Genomic DNA, 14,203 nt, shown 5'->3' with positions numbered 1-14,203 from the left:
GAGCGCGGGAGGGACGGGCGGAATGGGCGAGCAAGTGGAAGAGGGCACGCGGAGGTTCGGGGACTTCGTGGTGGTGCGCCGGCACGGGGACCGTGTCGCCGAGGTGGTGCTGGACCGCCCGAAGGCGATGAACGCGGTGTCGACGGGCATGGCCGAGGCGATCGCGGCCGCGTGCGCGGCGGTGGCCGCGGACCCGGCCGTGAGCGTGGCGGTGCTGACCTCGTCGAGCGAGCGCGCCTTCTGCGCCGGAGCGGACCTGAAGGAGCGGAACTCGCTGAGCGACGCCGAGTTGCTGCGCCAGCGCCCGCGCGCACGGGCGGCGTACGGCGGCGTGCTGGACCTGCCGATGCCCGCGATCGCCGCGGTGGGCGGGTTCGCCCTGGGCGGCGGGTACGAACTCGCCCTCGCCTGCGACCTCATCGTCGCGGACGAGTCCGCGGTGGTCGGGCTGCCGGAGGTGTCCGTGGGGGTCATCCCCGGTGGCGGCGGCACCCAGCTGCTGCCGCGCCGGGTGGGCGCCGCCCGGGCCGCGGAACTGGTCTTCACCGCGCGCCGCGTCCCGGCGGCCGAAGCGCTGGAGCTGGGCATGGTCGACCAGCTCGTGCCCGCGGGCCAGGCCCGTACCGCCGCTCTCGCCCTCGCGGAGCGCATCGCGGGGAACTCCCCGGTGGGGTTGCGCGCCGCCAAGCAGGCCCTGCGGGTCGGCCACGGGCTGGACCTGCGGACCGGTCTGGAGGTCGAGGACGCGGCCTGGCGCACCGTCGCGTTCTCGGCGGACCGGGCGGAGGGGGTCGCGGCGTTCAACGAGAAGCGCCCGCCCGCCTGGCCCGGGCTCTGACGACGGCGCGCCGGGGCGGCGGGAATCGGGGAGGTCCGTTCGGCTCAGTGCGGGGCCGGTCGAGCGTCAAGGCGGGGCAAACGTGCCTAGCCTGGGGTGATGGCGGAAGGTACAGCCGATGTGCGGCTGCGGGCGGTCGTCGAGCTGGCACAGGCGCTGGCCACGGCGCAAACCCCGCGTGCGACGGTCCGGGCGGGGGCGCGCCGCGCCAGGCTGGCGATGCAGGGCACCTTCGCCGCGGTCTCGGCGTGGGAGCGGGAGACCGGCCGGCTGCGGGTCCTGGTCAACGACGGCGACCTGGCCCCGGGCGAGGAGGCGGAGCCGGCCGACGAGTCGTACTCGGTGCACGACTTCCCGGAGATCGCCGAGTTCCTGCACGGCACCTGGGCCGCGGGCGGTGAGCCGCACGCGTGGGTGGAGACGAAGGACGCGACCGGTACGTCCCCCGGCGGAGGAAGCTGGGGCCGGGCCGCGGCGCTGCGGCGGCGCGGGCGGGGCAGCTGCGTTGTCGCGCCGATCGTGCTGCACGGGCGGGCGTGGGGCGAGCTGTACGTCGCGCGGCGGGTGGGCGAGGCCGGCTTCGACCGCGCGGACGCCGACTTCGCCACGGTGCTGGCGGCGCTGATCGCGTCCGGGATCGCCCAGACCGAACGCCTCGCCGAAGTCCAACTCCTCGCGTTCACCGATCCGTTGACGGGCCTCGGCAACCGCAGGGCGGTGGACGTGCGGCTGGACGAGGCGCTGGAGCTGCACCGGGAGCAGGGCGCGGTGGTGAGCCTGGTGGTGTGCGACCTGAACGGGCTGAAGCGGGTCAACGACCGGCTCGGGCACGCGGTCGGCGACCGGTTGCTGGAACGATTCGGCTCGCTCCTCTCGCTCTGCGGCGCGATGCTTCCCGGGAGTCTCGCGGCACGGCTCGGCGGGGACGAGTTCTGCCTCGTCGCGGTGGGGCAGACCGCCGACGAAGTCGTACGCGCCGCCGACGAGTTGTGCCGCCGCGCCGCCGAACTGGAAGTCGGTGACGGAGTGGCCTGCGGGCTCGCCTCCACCGGTGACCCGATCGGACCGGTCCGCTCCGCCCGGCGCCTCTTCCGTCTGGCGGACGCGGCACAGTACCGGGCGAAGGCGCTCCGCGCGGACTACCCGGTGGTCGCGGGCCGTGAGGGCCCGCAGGACCCGGTGGTCCGCCTCGCCGACTCCCCCCCGTCCCGCCCCGAAGGCGAACGCCGCAGGCTCCGTGGACGGCGCCCCTGACCCCCCGGGGTGCCCCGGGTTCCGTCCGGCCGAGGGACCACCTGCCGGTGGGGGGGCACGCACGGCCCCCGGCAGCCGGCCGAGCCTCCGGACCTACGGGCCTACGGGCCTACGGACGAACGTGGCGTTCTCGCTGCGCTGAAGCAGGACGACACGGTTCCGGAACCACGATGCGTCCCTTCGCCGGCCGGCCGATCGGCATCTCAGGCCAGCGCTTCCCGCGCGCGGCGGGCCAGTTCGGACGCTCCGGGCACCCTACGTCGTTGGTAGACGGCGAGAGGTGACCGGAGCCGACCGGCCGGAGTCAGTTCCGCACTGCTTTCGTCGCGTCAATGGGGACACCCCTTGACCACAACTCCTCGGCGTGCTCAGCGAAACGATCGAAGAGTCCCCCTGTGCTCAGCTTTCGCAGGTGAAGAAGGGGCGAGTCATGCCCGACCAATCGAGCGAGATGCGGAGTGACGAGGGCTTCGCCATCGAATCTGAACACGGACAAGGACACGTGGTTCACCGCGTCTTCCGTCGCCGAGTACCGGACCTCAAGCCCCTGGTGCGATCCGAGTTTCTCTATCTGCTCCAGGGTGATGCGAATCCGCGTCGACACGCTGAGAGCAACCTCTTCCACCCGCTCTCGACTGCGCGTGACCTCACCTTCGGGATCTCCGAGCAGAAAACGGACTCGACATCCATTGTCGAGTTTCCCGAGCAGAGTTGCAACGAAATGCGGTTGATCCAACCAAAGGAAATAATTCGTGTAGCCGGCGAAGAAAAGATCATCTGCAGCGTTGGCGGTCAGCTCCCCCCAAACCGTCGACGGACACGCCGAGCGGTAGGGGTAAGAGCGAACAATCTCCTGGTCGCCACCCGTCTTGATTCGATTTTTCACCGCTTTCGGCCACAGCATATCCTGGTCAACTCCCAGCACAGAGGATACGTCTTCCCGATTTCTGGCGTGCGGGATCAGCTCCGCGTCAGCCACCCATCGTTCAACGGTCTTGCCAGAAACGCCAACTCGAAGCGCAAGCTGTCGCGGCGACATGCTCGCCGACTGCATAGCAGATCGCAGGTACGTATTCAATACTTACCCCTGGGTCGTTTGGGCGTTCTCTACGATAGCGGCCAGACGTCTGGACTGTCTCCCGACCTGGAAACAAAAGTCCCTGACGGGTCTTCACCATGGACTGACACAGCCCCGGATGCCGCTGTCGCGGCGCGGGGTGTGACGCACCTGGGAGGCAGGCCGACATGTGGAAACCCGTCAGGCGTTGGTGGCCGGCGCCGCGCACTGCTCTGATTGGTGTCGCGATCTCAACGCAGTCGGGGGCTGCACGGTGAGTCTGCGATTGCTGCCCTGGCCCGGGCCGAACGGACAGGCGTGTTACCTGCCCTCGGTTGAGCGCGACACGGCATCGGCGTTGTGGCGGTTGGCGGACGAGATGGAGTCGGTGCAGCTCGGAATGGGCTCGGAGTTGCTGGGCATCGTGCGTAAGACGCTGCGGGAGGCGGCTCCGTCGGAGACCGAACTCCGCGGCATGGTGACGCACTTGTGCACGGCGTTGTCGGACGCGCTGCGCGTTGCCGACAGCCGTGGTGCGCTGCTGGACCTGCCACCGGTGGCACCCGGTCGCCCCCTTGATTCATGAACTCCCCCTTGTAGCTCAGTCAGGAAGAGCCCGGGCGGCACCGCACACTCTCCGTTCATGCGTGCGGGCAGGCCCGATGACTCCGGTTCGATTCCGGACAAGGGGACGTGGCGCCCCGGCACGCGGAATTCCCGTGGCCCCCGGGGCACATAGCACCAGCACGACCATCACCGTAGAGAGGAATTCCGTATGGCCGGAAGCAGCGTAAGCGGCGGGAGCGGGAGCAAGGTCGTCATCGACTGGGAGTGGTTATCCGCGCGGGAGTTGTACGCCAGCGAGCTGGCCTGTCGGCGGCAGCAGGCGGGGCTGACGTTGATGGAACTCGCGGGGCTGTGCATGTACGAGCAGTCGTACCTGCACCGGCTGGAGCGGGGGCAGCGGTTGGGCACCGTGGAGGCGGCTGCCGCGCTGGACAAGGTGTACGGGACCGGCGACCTCCTGGTGAAGCTGTGGCACCTGGCCAAACGCGAGGCGAAGGACCGACCGTTCCTCGGATTGGCGCCCTTGGAGGCGGACGCGGTGAGCGTGCAGGAGTACGCGGTCAGTGCCGTGCCGTACCTCCTCCAGACCCGCGCCTACGCCGAGGAGCAACTGAGCACCGTCCGCCCGCACCGGGTCAAGGAGTTGGGCGCCCAGGTCGCCGCACGGCTGAAGCGGCAAGACCGTCTCACCGGCCCGAACCCCGTCCACTACCGCGCGTTGATCGACGAGGCCGTACTGCGCCGCAAAGCCCGCGACCCCCGGACGTGGACCGGCCAACTGGAACACCTCATCGAGACCGCCCAGCAGCCCGATGTCTCCCTGCACGTCGTCCCGTTCGGCACCGGCCCGCACCACATCCGCAGCTGCTTGGAGCTGATCTTCTTCCAGGACGGCCACGTGGTGGCGTACACGCAAAGCAGTTGGAGCGGCCACCTCGTGGAGGAACCCGAAGACGTCGAACCCCTGCGCCTCGCCTACGACCTGCTCCGCGACACCGCCCTCACGCCGACGGACTCCCTGACCTTCCTCCGCACCGCGCTGGCCGAACACACCGCGATGGAGCCCCACCGATGAGCGCCGACGCCTCGGCGTTGGGTATGACCAGCCGAGCACGCACCTGGCGGATCACCACGACCAACGGCACCACGGCCTACGGCTACCTGCCCGCCTGGGCGGACGACGACCCCAGCGAGACCGACCTCGACCCGCGCGCCCTGAGCCTCACCCTCACCGACATCGTGCACCACTTCCCGTTCACGGGCCTGGCCACGCCCCTCGTCACACAAAGCGACGACGACCCGGACGCCGACGACGGCATCGCGTCGTACTTCTGCGAGATCGAATGCCACCCGCACCCCGACCACGCCCGCCCCGACGACCCCCTCACCCCCGTCCTCCTCGTCCAGATCACCCAGAACCACACGACGACCTGCCACGAACCCGCCGAACTCGCCGCGCTCATCGCCCGGTTACGCGCCCACACCGACTTCCTCGCCCGCGACGTCCTCCCCGCCTTCCGCACCATCCACGAGGACTGGGCCAGCCACCAACGCGAGCCCACCAAACATCCCTCGTGAGCTGGGTCATACGGCGGTGCCGTCATCCTTCCGAAGGTGCGCGCACGCGGCGAGAGCGCGGTTCGTTCTGCTGACATCACCGAACAGCGAAGACCAAGGGCAGCATGACGCTTTACGAACCGGCCGGCCCCAGGCGTACTCGTCGTCATTTCCCGCCAGTGATTGCAGCTTTGGAGGAACAATCGTGACCGATCAACCCACCGATGAGCGCCCGGGCATCTCGGCGGCGATCATCGCCCATGAGGGCCGTGTCCTGATGGTCCGTCGACGCATCGCCGAGGGACAGCTCTCCTGGCAGTTCCCGGCCGGAGCGATCGAGGCGGGAGAGTCGCCGGAGGAAGCCGCCGTTCGGGAGACGCTTGAGGAGACCGGTCTCCACGTCGTAGCCGTCCAACGGATCGGCGAGCGGGTCCATCCGAAGACGCACCGGCTGATGTCGTACACCGCCTGCGACGTCGTAGCGGGCATCGCACGTGTCGCTGACGACGACGAACTGGCGGAGCTGGCCTGGTGTGCGCACTCCGAGATCGCCGAATACGTTCCCTACGGGCTCTTCGCGCCTGTGCAGGCGTACTTGGACGGTGTTCTCGCCAGGTAGGGACCCCCTCCGGCGGGTGCCCCCGGAAGCGACGGGAACGAGGGCACCCGGGGGGATCGGGTCAGCCCTCTCGGCGAGAGAGCAGCCAGGGTTCGACCACGCCGAGCCCTCGGACCGGGCGGCGCCACATCGGCTGGAGGGCGAAGCGGTACTTCTCCGCGGTCGCGTCGACGTCGGCCTCGGAGAGCGGGGCCTCCCCGGCCGCGCCGAGCGCCTCCGCGAAGTCCCCGTCCACGAGGACGGCGTCGCGTGGCGCTATCGAGGTGAGCCGGGACGCGAGGTTGACGGTCGTCCCGAACACGTCCCCCATCCGCGTGGTGACCGTGCCGAACGCCATCCCCACCCGCAGCGCGGGCATCGTCTCGTCGCCGGTCATCGTCTCGATCAGCCGGATACCGATCTCCGCGGCGGTCCCCGGGTCGTCGGCGACGAAGAGCACCTCGTCGCCGAGCGTCTTGATCAGCCGTCCTCCGTACGCGGCGACCTGATCCGCCGCGGTGGTCTCGAACGCCTCGACCAGCTCGCCGAGTTCCTCCTCCTCCAGCCGGCGGGTGAGCCGGGTGAAGCCCACCAGGTCGGCGAAGCCGACGGCGAGCCGGCGGTCGACCGCCTCCTCGTCGTCGGACTGTACGACCCGGCTGGTGGCGGCCGCGACCTGCCGGCGCCACACGTAGATCAGGAACTCCTCCAGCTCGGGCAGCAGCAACTCGACCAGCGGGTACGCCACTTCGGCCCGGGTCATGCCCGGCTCGGGCGGCTCGGTCAGGCCCTCCAGGAAGGAGTCGGTCTGCCAGTCGGCGAGCCGCGCGGTGGTCTGCCCGGTGGACCGCGCCACCTGGATCGCCATCGACTCGCTGAGCAGGCCCGCCTCGACCAGCCCGGCCAGGCGGCGCAGCGCCAGGACGTCCGCCTCGGTGAGCGCCTTGGCCTGGCCGATGTCGGCGAAGCCCATCGCCCGCCAGAAACGGGAGGCCAGGTCCATGGACACGCCCGCGGTACGGGCCGCCTGGAACGGGGTGTAGCGGCGCGGCGCGCCGAGGATCAGCTGCTCCAACCGCAGCGCCAGCGGGTGCTCCCCGGACTCCACCCCGGCCTCGCCGAGGTCCTGGTCCTGGTCCGGGTCCGGGTCCTCGTCCTGGTTCTCACCAGGGTCCGCTTCCCCGCCGGCTCCCCCGCCGCCGTCCGGTTCTCCCCCGCCGCCGTCCGCGCCGTCTTCCGGTCCACCGGAAAGTGCGGGCTCGCCGCCCCCCGCGGCTTCACCGGAACCCTCGACACCGCCTGAACCCTCAGCACCACCCGAACCCGCGGCCCCACCCGAACCCGCGGCCCCACCAGAACCCTCGGCCCGGGCATCGCCGGACGCCGAATCACCGCCGGACGCGGCACGCGCACCGTCGGAGGCGGCTTCACCGCCGGAGGCATTCGGCGGGGGGCTGTCGTTGTCCACGTCTACCGCCCGGCCCCTGAAGAGTCCCTGCGCACAGCCCTTCCGATCATCGAGACGACGCAGCCCCTCAACGATACGGCAGGTGTGCCCTGGCTCACTCTCACCCGGTGGGGCGCAGATGGACCACGTCGCCGGCGCCGACCGCCTGCTCGCCGTGCGACCCGGCGATCACCAGCCGCCCGTCGCCGTCGACCGCGACCGCCGTGCCGGACAGGTCCCGGCCGCCGGGCAGCTCGGCCCGCACCTGGCGGCCGAGGGTGGCGCAGCCCGCCGCGTAGGTCTGCTGGAGCCGGGACGCGGCCGGGTCGCCACCCGCCGCCCGCCAGGCGTCGTACCAGTCGCCGAGGGAGCGCAGGACGGCCCGCAGCAGGGGGTCGCGGTCGGTGCCGGGGGCGCCGGCGAGGGCGAGCGAGGTGGCGGTGCCGACCGGCAGCTCCTCGGCGCGCAGCGACACGTTCAGCCCGATGCCGACGACGACCGCGGTCTCCCCGACCCGCTCGGCGAGGATGCCGCCGGCCTTGCGCTCCTCACCGTCAACGGTGAGCAGCAGGTCGTTGGGCCATTTGAGTGCCGTGTCGACACCCGCGGCGCGGGACAGCGCGGTGGCGGTGGCGACACCGGCGAGCAGCGGCAGCCAGCCCCAGCGGTGGACGGGCACCGGCTTGCGGATGCCGTCGGCGGTCGCGGCGGCCTCACCCGGCCGGAGCAGCACCGAGAAGAACAGTCCGGACCGGGCCGGTGCGCTCCACCGCCGGTCCAGCCGGCCGCGCCCGGTGGTCTGCTCCTCGGCGACCAGCACCGCGCCCTCGGGCGCGCCGTCGGCGGCCCGGGCGGACAGGTCACTGTTGGTCGAGCCAGTGGCTTCCACCACATCGAGCGAGGTCCATACCGCTTCCGGTGTGACCACCGCCTTGCGCAGGGCGCCGGCGTTGAGCGGCGGCCGTTCCAGGTCGGACCAGCGGCTGGACGTCATGCCCCCACCCTATGAGCACCGCCCGCGGGAACCACGCCACGCCCGCCGCCCCGCACGCGATGTGGTGAACGCCGCACTGCTCGTTCGTCTGCGTCACCACTACGCTACTCAGCAGCGTTACTCGCCAGTCACGTGCGCGCTGACCATACGCGTACGACCCGCCGAGAGCAGGAGAGCCGCTTCCATGGCCGAGCCGCAGTACGACATCCACACGACCGCGGGGAAGCTCGCCGATCTGCGCCACCGGATCGAGGAGGCGACGCACGCGGGTTCGCGGCGGGCCGTCGAGAAGCAGCACGCCAAGGGCAAGCTGACCGCCCGGGAACGGATCGAACTGCTGCTGGACGACGGCTCCTTCACCGAGCTGGACGAGCTGGCCAGGCACCGCTCGACCAACTTCGGCCTGGAGGCGAACCGCCCGTACGGCGACGGGGTGGTCACCGGCTACGGGACCGTCGAGGGCCGCCCGGTGGCGGTCTTCTCCCAGGACTTCACGGTCTTCGGCGGGGCGCTGGGCGAGGTGTTCGGCGAGAAGATCGTCAAGGTGATGGACTTCGCGCTGAAGACCGGCTGCCCGGTGATCGGCATCAACGACTCCGGCGGCGCCCGCATCCAGGAGGGCGTCACCTCGCTCGGCATGTACGGCGAGATCTTCCGCCGCAACACCCACGCCTCCGGGGTGATCCCGCAGATCAGCCTGATCGTCGGCCCGTGTGCGGGCGGCGCGGTCTACTCCCCGGCGATCACCGACTTCGTGGTGATGGTCGACCAGACCTCGCACATGTTCATCACCGGTCCCGACGTGATCAAGACGGTGACCGGCGAGGACGTCGGCATGGAGGAGCTGGGTGGCGCGCGCACCCACAACACCACCTCCGGCAACGCCCACCACCTGTCCGGCGACGAGAAGGACGCCTTCGAGTACGTCAAGGCGCTGCTGTCCTACCTGCCGAGCAACAACCTGGAGGAGCCGCCCGCCTTCCCGGCCGAGGCGGACCTGGAGTCCACCGACGAGGACCGCGAGCTGGACACGCTCATCCCGGACTCCGCGAACCAGCCCTACGACATGCACAAGGTGCTCGAACACGTCCTGGACGACGGCGAGTTCCTGGAGACGCAGGCCCTCTTCGCGCCGAACATCCTCACCGGCCTGGGCCGGATCGAGGGCCGGCCGGTGGGCGTGGTCGCCAACCAGCCGCTGCAGTTCGCCGGCTGTCTGGACATCAACGCCTCCGAGAAGGCCGCGCGCTTCGTGCGGACCTGCGACAGCTTCAACATCCCGGTGGTCACCTTCGTCGACGTCCCCGGCTTCCTGCCCGGCACCAGCCAGGAGTGGGACGGCATCATCCGCCGCGGCGCCAAGCTGATCTACGCGTACGCCGAGGCGACCGTGCCCCTGATCACGATCATCACCCGCAAGGCGTTCGGCGGCGCGTACGACGTGATGGGCTCCAAGCACCTGGGCGCGGACCTCAACCTCGCCTGGCCCACCGCCCAGATCGCCGTGATGGGCGCGCAGGGCGCCGTCAACATCCTGCACCGCCGCACCCTCGCCGAGGCGGCTACCCCGGAGGAGGCCGACGCGCTGCGCCGGCAGCTCATCACCGACTACGAGGACACCCTGCTGAATCCTTACGTCGCGGCCGAGCGCGGCTACGTGGACGCGGTCATCGAGCCGTCCAGGACCCGCGCCCAACTCGTCAAGGCGCTGCGGACGCTGCGCAACAAGCGGGAGAGCCTGCCGCCGAAGAAGCACGGCAACATCCCGCTGTAGCAACGGCAGCCGGGCAGCCGGACCCGCGAAGGAGGACCGTACGGATGATGATCAAGGTGGAGCGGGGCCGGCCGACCCCGGAGGAGCTGGCGGCGGTCGTCGCGCTGGTCCAGGCGCGCGCCGCCGCCCTGGACTCCGACGGTGGCGGCGACGGCCGGACGGGCGCGCGCAGCGCGTGGTCCGACCCGGCCCGTACGGTGCCGGGCGCCTCGCCCCGGCCCGGCCCGACGGCGTGGCGCACCTCGGTGTGGCCGGCCTGACCGTGCAGGATGCCTGACCGTGCAGGATGCCTGACCGCAGGGGCCCGTGGGACGGGTGGGGCGGTCAGTGCGTCGGGCCGCGCAGTGAGTACTCGTACTCAGGCGCGCGTCCGCGCGACGGTCCACCCTTGACGGCATGCTGTGGTCCGATGATCAACCGCGCAAGCGCGACGAGGAGTTGCGCCGGGCTCAGGTGATGCTGCGCCGGGCGATGCTGGTGCTCGCGGTGGCGGCGGTCATGGTGATGGCGCTGGCCGCCTGGCATGCGTGAGCGGGCGGCGGTCGCCCTCCCGGCGTTCTCTACGATGGCCCGGTGACCTCTTCGCCCCGCCGCGCCCTCGTCCTCGCGTCCGCCTCGCCCGCCCGTCTCGGGCTGCTGCGACAGGCCGGGCTCGACCCCAAGGTGGTGGTCTCCGGCGTCGACGAGGAGGCGATCACCGCGCCCTCCCCCGCCGAACTGGCCCGCGTGCTGGCCGAGGCGAAGGCGACGGCGGTCGCGGACGGCGGTGGGCTGGACGGCGGCGAGCTGGTGGTCGGCTGCGACTCGGTGCTCGAACTCGACGGTCGCGCGCTGGGCAAGCCGAAGGACGCGGCCGAGGCGACGCAGCGCTGGCACGCGATGCGCGGACGTAGCGGGGTGCTCCAGACCGGGCACTGCGTCATCGACACGGCCGACGGCCGCCGGCTGTCCCGGACCGCCTCCACCACGGTGCACTTCGGCACCCCGGACGACGCCGAGATCGCGGCCTACGTCGCCAGCGGTGAACCCCTCCACGTCGCCGGCGCCTTCACCCTCGACGGCCGCTCGGCCCCCTTCGTCGACGGCATCGAGGGCGACCCGGGCAACGTCATCGGGCTCTCCCTCCCGCTCCTGCGCGCCCTCCTGGCCGAGCTGGGCATCCCCATCACCGACTTGTGGGCGTGACCGCCGACGTGGGGGCGTAGAGCCGGGGGTGGAGGTGGGGCCGGGGGTGGGCGTAGAGCCGGGGGTGGAGGTGGGGCCGGGCGTGGAGGTGGGGCCAAGCCTCGCTGCGCGGCCGACGCCTCGCTACGTGGCCGGGACCGCCTCGACGGCGCCGTTCTCGTCGGTACCGTTCTGGTCGGGCGCGTAGAGCAGCAACGTGCCCACGAGCAGCGCGAGTATCACCATCATCACCACGAACGCGTACCACCCGACGAGCCCGACCACGGCGGCGCCGACCACGCCGTGGATGACGGCGCAGACGATGAGCACGATGCGGCCGACCCTGCCGGCCATCCGGTCGCGCAGCGCGATGCGGGCCACCAGCGCCGCGCACCCGAGCAGGAAGAGCGCGAATATCCCGCCCGCCACCCACGACCCGACCTCCATCGCGTGGGTCGGCAGCCCGCCGAGGGACATCTGCTGGCGGCGAACCGCCAGCCCGAGTATCCAGTTCACCGCAGCGATGGTGAGGGCGTCGAGCACGAGCACCACGGCGGTGGCCACGGCTATACCTCTGCGCACATCGTCCCCCTTGTCATGGTCCGTCCGGGTGGTCCTTGCGAGCCGAAGCCCTACCGCGCCCCGACTCGCCGGGATTTTCCGGGGAGTTACCCCAGGTACCCCGCGGCTCGCAGGCTACTCACGGGTATGCGCGGCGGCAAGGGCCCGGGCACAACCACTCGTCAGGGAACGGACGGCAGCAAAGTTTCCGTGCTCTCTTCGTAGGAACTCCACAAAGGATCGGCGCGTCCCAGGTCGGCCGACATGCGAGACCCGTTCCACACACGGGAGTGCGGGACATTGCGCCAACCCGCGCCGTACCTTGGAATGAGCAGGCTTTCCACGGGTTCTCCGGGCCCCTGGATCACCCTCTGTGTGGGCAACCTCACGTGTAGGGGTGCCTCGGTTTCAAGTGTGGCCATTGCCTAAACTCTGCTTGTTCCAAGGAGGGAGCCATCGTGCGCAAGGTGCTCATCGCCAACCGCGGTGAAATCGCTGTCCGTGTCGCTCGTGCGTGTCGGGATGCCGGTATCGGCAGTGTCGCGGTGTACGCGGAGCCGGACCGGGACGCGGTCCACGTCCGGGTTGCCGACGAGGCGTACGCGCTGGGTGGTGACACCCCGGCGACCAGCTATCTCGACATCGGCAAGGTGCTGGCGGCCGCGGCGGAGTCGGGCGCCGACGCGGTGCACCCCGGCTACGGGTTCCTGTCGGAGAACGCGGAGTTCGCCCAGGCGGTGCTGGACGCCGGGCTGACCTGGATCGGCCCGCCGCCGCAGGCGATCCGCGACCTGGGTGACAAGGTGGCGGCCCGTCACATCGCCCAGCGCGCGGGCGCCCCGCTGGTGGCCGGCACCCCCGACCCGGTGTCGGGTGCGGACGAGGTCGTCGCGTTCGCGAAGGAGCACGGCCTGCCGATCGCCATCAAGGCGGCCTTCGGCGGCGGCGGCCGCGGCCTGAAGGTCGCCCGCACGCTGGAGGAGGTCCCGGAGCTGTACGACTCCGCGGTGCGCGAGGCGGTGGCCGCGTTCGGCCGCGGCGAGTGCTTCGTGGAGCGCTACCTGGACCGGCCCCGGCACGTGGAGACGCAGTGCCTGGCCGACACGCACGGCAACGTGGTGGTGGTCTCCACCCGTGACTGCTCCTTGCAGCGCCGGCACCAGAAGCTCGTGGAGGAGGCCCCGGCGCCCTGGCTGTCGCCGGAGCAGAACGCGCAGCTCTACAGCGCGTCGAAGGCGATCCTGCGCGAGGCCGGCTATGTCGGCGCGGGCACCTGCGAGTTCCTGGTGGGCCAGGACGGCACCATCTCCTTCCTGGAGGTGAACACCCGCCTCCAGGTGGAGCACCCGGTCACCGAGGAGGTCTCCGGCATCGACCTGGTCCGGGAGATGTTCCGGATCGCCGACGGCGAGGCGCTCGGCTACGACGACCCGGAGCACCGCGGCCACTCCTTCGAGTTCCGGATCAACGGCGAGGACCCGGGCCGCAACTTCCTTCCCGCGCCCGGCACCGTCACCGTCTTCACCCCGCCCTCGGGTCCCGGCGTACGGCTGGACGCGGGCGTGGAGTCCGGCAGCGTGATCGGCCCGGCCTGGGACTCCCTGCTGGCGAAGCTGGTGGTGACCGGGGCGACCCGTGAGCAGGCGTTGCAGCGGGCCTCCCGCGCGCTGGGCGAGTTCACCGTCGAGGGCATGGCGACCGCGATCCCGTTCCACCGCGCGGTGGTCGTCGACCCGGCGTTCGCGCCGACGGACGGCGGCCCGTTCACGGTGCACACCCGGTGGATCGAGACGGAGTTCGACAACACCATCCCTCCGTTCAAGGGCGCGGCGGCCGACGAGGAGGAGTCCGGCGGGCGCGAGACCGTCGTGGTCGAGGTCGGCGGCAAGCGCCTGGAGGTGTCGCTGCCCGCGCACCTGGGGATGACGCTGGCCCGTACCGGGCTGGCCGCGGGGGCCAAGCCGAAGCGGCGGGCCGCGGCGAAGGCGAGCGCCGCCGTGTCCGGCGACACGCTCGCCTCGCCGATGCAGGGCACCATCGTGAAGGTCGCGGCCGAGGAGGGCCAGCAGGTCTCCGAGGGCGACCTGATCGTGGTGCTGGAGGCGATGAAGATGGAGCAGCCGCTCAACGCGCACCGCTCCGGCACCGTCGTCGGCCTGAAGGCGGAGGTCGGCTCCTCGATCTCCTCCGGCGCGGTCATCTGCGAGATCAAGGACTGAGGCAGGGCGGGGCGCGCACGGCGCGCCCACGCGGAAGCGGGGGGGGGGGGGGCCGGGGGGGGCCCCCCCCCCCCCCCCCGGGGGGGGGGGGGGCCCGGGGGGGGGGGCCCCCCGCCGCCCCCCCCCCCCCCCCGCCCCCCCCCGCGGGGGGGGGGGGGGGGGGGGGGAAACCC

General features: G+C 71.6%; 15 protein-coding genes and 1 pseudogene. 11 read left to right on the top strand and 5 right to left on the bottom strand.

Annotated elements, in window-relative coordinates; translation table 11 throughout:
• The first annotated feature begins 22 nt into the window (after positions 1–22).
• Together ACIPAE_RS22690 and ACIPAE_RS22685 are read left to right on the top strand one after the other, a co-directional pair.
• The gene (locus ACIPAE_RS22690) at positions 23–838 is read left to right on the top strand and encodes an enoyl-CoA hydratase-related protein (RefSeq protein ID WP_366414314.1); all 816 of its coding nucleotides are present in this window, start codon (positions 23–25) and stop codon (positions 836–838) included.
• 99 nt (positions 839–937) lie between these two features.
• Complete coding sequence (locus ACIPAE_RS22685) at positions 938–2,092, top strand: diguanylate cyclase domain-containing protein (protein ID WP_329365470.1); 1,155 nt, start codon at positions 938–940, stop codon at positions 2,090–2,092.
• A 203-nt stretch (positions 2,093–2,295) separates the two neighbouring features.
• On the opposite strand, the pseudogene ACIPAE_RS22680 reads toward ACIPAE_RS22685, so the two are convergent.
• Positions 2,296–2,382 (bottom strand): annotated as a pseudogene (locus ACIPAE_RS22680) (tat (twin-arginine translocation) pathway signal sequence domain-containing protein); the annotation flags it as partial.
• Positions 2,383–2,396: 14 nt separating this feature from the next.
• Positions 2,397–2,996 carry an XRE family transcriptional regulator gene (locus ACIPAE_RS22675; protein ID WP_402447643.1) on the bottom strand — a complete coding sequence of 200 codons (600 nt, stop codon included), beginning with the start codon at positions 2,994–2,996 and terminating at the stop codon, positions 2,397–2,399.
• Positions 2,997–3,339: 343 nt separating this feature from the next.
• On the opposite strand from ACIPAE_RS22675, the gene ACIPAE_RS22670 reads away from it, so the two are divergent.
• The 4 genes from ACIPAE_RS22670 to ACIPAE_RS22655 all read left to right on the top strand — a co-directional run bounded on the left by ACIPAE_RS22670 (position 3,340) and on the right by ACIPAE_RS22655 (position 5,892).
• Complete coding sequence (locus ACIPAE_RS22670; RefSeq protein ID WP_402447471.1) at positions 3,340–3,735, top strand: hypothetical protein; 396 nt, start codon at positions 3,340–3,342, stop codon at positions 3,733–3,735.
• Positions 3,736–3,924: 189 nt separating this feature from the next.
• Positions 3,925–4,791: a helix-turn-helix transcriptional regulator gene (locus ACIPAE_RS22665; protein WP_402447470.1), complete on the top strand. Its 867-nt coding sequence runs from the start codon at positions 3,925–3,927 to the stop codon at positions 4,789–4,791.
• Entirely contained in the window at positions 4,788–5,294 is a 507-nt protein-coding gene (locus ACIPAE_RS22660; RefSeq protein ID WP_402447468.1) for a DUF6907 domain-containing protein, read from the top strand. The genes ACIPAE_RS22665 and ACIPAE_RS22660 overlap by 4 nt, the downstream gene beginning before the upstream one ends.
• A 184-nt stretch (positions 5,295–5,478) precedes the next feature.
• Positions 5,479–5,892: an NUDIX hydrolase gene (locus ACIPAE_RS22655; protein WP_402447466.1), complete on the top strand. Its 414-nt coding sequence runs from the start codon at positions 5,479–5,481 to the stop codon at positions 5,890–5,892.
• A 61-nt stretch (positions 5,893–5,953) separates the two neighbouring features.
• Here ACIPAE_RS22655 and ACIPAE_RS22650 read toward each other — a convergent pair whose 3' ends face one another.
• Positions 5,954–7,339 (bottom strand): adenylate/guanylate cyclase domain-containing protein, encoded by a 1,386-nt coding sequence (locus ACIPAE_RS22650; protein ID WP_402447464.1) that lies wholly within the window; start codon positions 7,337–7,339, stop codon positions 5,954–5,956.
• Between the two features lie 100 nt (positions 7,340–7,439).
• Positions 7,440–8,312 carry a biotin--[acetyl-CoA-carboxylase] ligase gene (locus ACIPAE_RS22645; RefSeq protein WP_329365482.1) on the bottom strand — a complete coding sequence of 291 codons (873 nt, stop codon included), beginning with the start codon at positions 8,310–8,312 and terminating at the stop codon, positions 7,440–7,442.
• A 184-nt stretch (positions 8,313–8,496) separates the two neighbouring features.
• On the opposite strand from ACIPAE_RS22645, the gene ACIPAE_RS22640 reads away from it, so the two are divergent.
• From ACIPAE_RS22640 to ACIPAE_RS22625, 4 genes are all read left to right on the top strand, one after another.
• Positions 8,497–10,086, top strand: a complete 1,590-nt coding sequence (locus tag ACIPAE_RS22640; protein ID WP_329365484.1) for an acyl-CoA carboxylase subunit beta — start codon at positions 8,497–8,499, stop codon at positions 10,084–10,086.
• 44 nt (positions 10,087–10,130) lie between these two features.
• Positions 10,131–10,346 (top strand): acyl-CoA carboxylase subunit epsilon, encoded by a 216-nt coding sequence (locus ACIPAE_RS22635; protein ID WP_402447462.1) that lies wholly within the window; start codon positions 10,131–10,133, stop codon positions 10,344–10,346.
• Positions 10,347–10,482: 136 nt separating this feature from the next.
• A complete protein-coding gene (mmpB, locus tag ACIPAE_RS22630; protein ID WP_328468464.1) occupies positions 10,483–10,617 on the top strand; it encodes a morphogenic membrane protein MmpB in 135 nt (44 codons plus the stop codon).
• A gap of 42 nt (positions 10,618–10,659) precedes the next feature.
• The gene (locus ACIPAE_RS22625; RefSeq protein WP_328468462.1) at positions 10,660–11,271 is read left to right on the top strand and encodes a nucleoside triphosphate pyrophosphatase; all 612 of its coding nucleotides are present in this window, start codon (positions 10,660–10,662) and stop codon (positions 11,269–11,271) included.
• A 123-nt stretch (positions 11,272–11,394) separates the two neighbouring features.
• Here ACIPAE_RS22625 and ACIPAE_RS22620 read toward each other — a convergent pair whose 3' ends face one another.
• A complete protein-coding gene (locus tag ACIPAE_RS22620; RefSeq protein WP_329365487.1) occupies positions 11,395–11,832 on the bottom strand; it encodes a hypothetical protein in 438 nt (145 codons plus the stop codon).
• A 437-nt stretch (positions 11,833–12,269) separates the two neighbouring features.
• Here ACIPAE_RS22620 and ACIPAE_RS22615 point away from each other — a divergent pair, with 437 nt between their 5' ends.
• Positions 12,270–14,030 carry a biotin carboxylase N-terminal domain-containing protein gene (locus ACIPAE_RS22615; RefSeq protein WP_366414322.1) on the top strand — a complete coding sequence of 587 codons (1,761 nt, stop codon included), beginning with the start codon at positions 12,270–12,272 and terminating at the stop codon, positions 14,028–14,030.
• The last annotated feature ends 173 nt before the right edge of the window (positions 14,031–14,203 follow it).

It is taken from the genome of Streptomyces sp. NPDC087270 (assembly GCF_044744625.1).
In the GTDB taxonomy this organism is placed as follows: Bacteria; Actinomycetota; Actinomycetes; order Streptomycetales; family Streptomycetaceae; genus Actinacidiphila.
The sequence above is the reverse complement of the archived record's forward strand: the minus strand, read 5'-3'. Positions and strand labels throughout refer to the sequence as shown.

What these genes read in the sequence shown, in the direction of transcription:
- mmpB (WP_328468464.1), top strand. Translation starts at nt 10,483, where the DNA reads ATGCTGTGGTCCGATGATCAACCGCGCAAGCGCGACGAGGAGTTGCGC.
- ACIPAE_RS22665 (WP_402447470.1), top strand. Translation starts at nt 3,925, where the DNA reads ATGGCCGGAAGCAGCGTAAGCGGCGGGAGCGGGAGCAAGGTCGTCATC.
- ACIPAE_RS22685 (WP_329365470.1), top strand. Translation starts at nt 938, where the DNA reads ATGGCGGAAGGTACAGCCGATGTGCGGCTGCGGGCGGTCGTCGAGCTG.
- ACIPAE_RS22660 (WP_402447468.1), top strand. Translation starts at nt 4,788, where the DNA reads ATGAGCGCCGACGCCTCGGCGTTGGGTATGACCAGCCGAGCACGCACC.
- ACIPAE_RS22645 (WP_329365482.1), bottom strand. Translation starts at nt 8,312, where the DNA reads ATGACGTCCAGCCGCTGGTCCGACCTGGAACGGCCGCCGCTCAACGCC.
- ACIPAE_RS22675 (WP_402447643.1), bottom strand. Translation starts at nt 2,996, where the DNA reads ATGCTGTGGCCGAAAGCGGTGAAAAATCGAATCAAGACGGGTGGCGAC.
- ACIPAE_RS22635 (WP_402447462.1), top strand. Translation starts at nt 10,131, where the DNA reads ATGATGATCAAGGTGGAGCGGGGCCGGCCGACCCCGGAGGAGCTGGCG.
- ACIPAE_RS22690 (WP_366414314.1), top strand. Translation starts at nt 23, where the DNA reads ATGGGCGAGCAAGTGGAAGAGGGCACGCGGAGGTTCGGGGACTTCGTG.
- ACIPAE_RS22640 (WP_329365484.1), top strand. Translation starts at nt 8,497, where the DNA reads ATGGCCGAGCCGCAGTACGACATCCACACGACCGCGGGGAAGCTCGCC.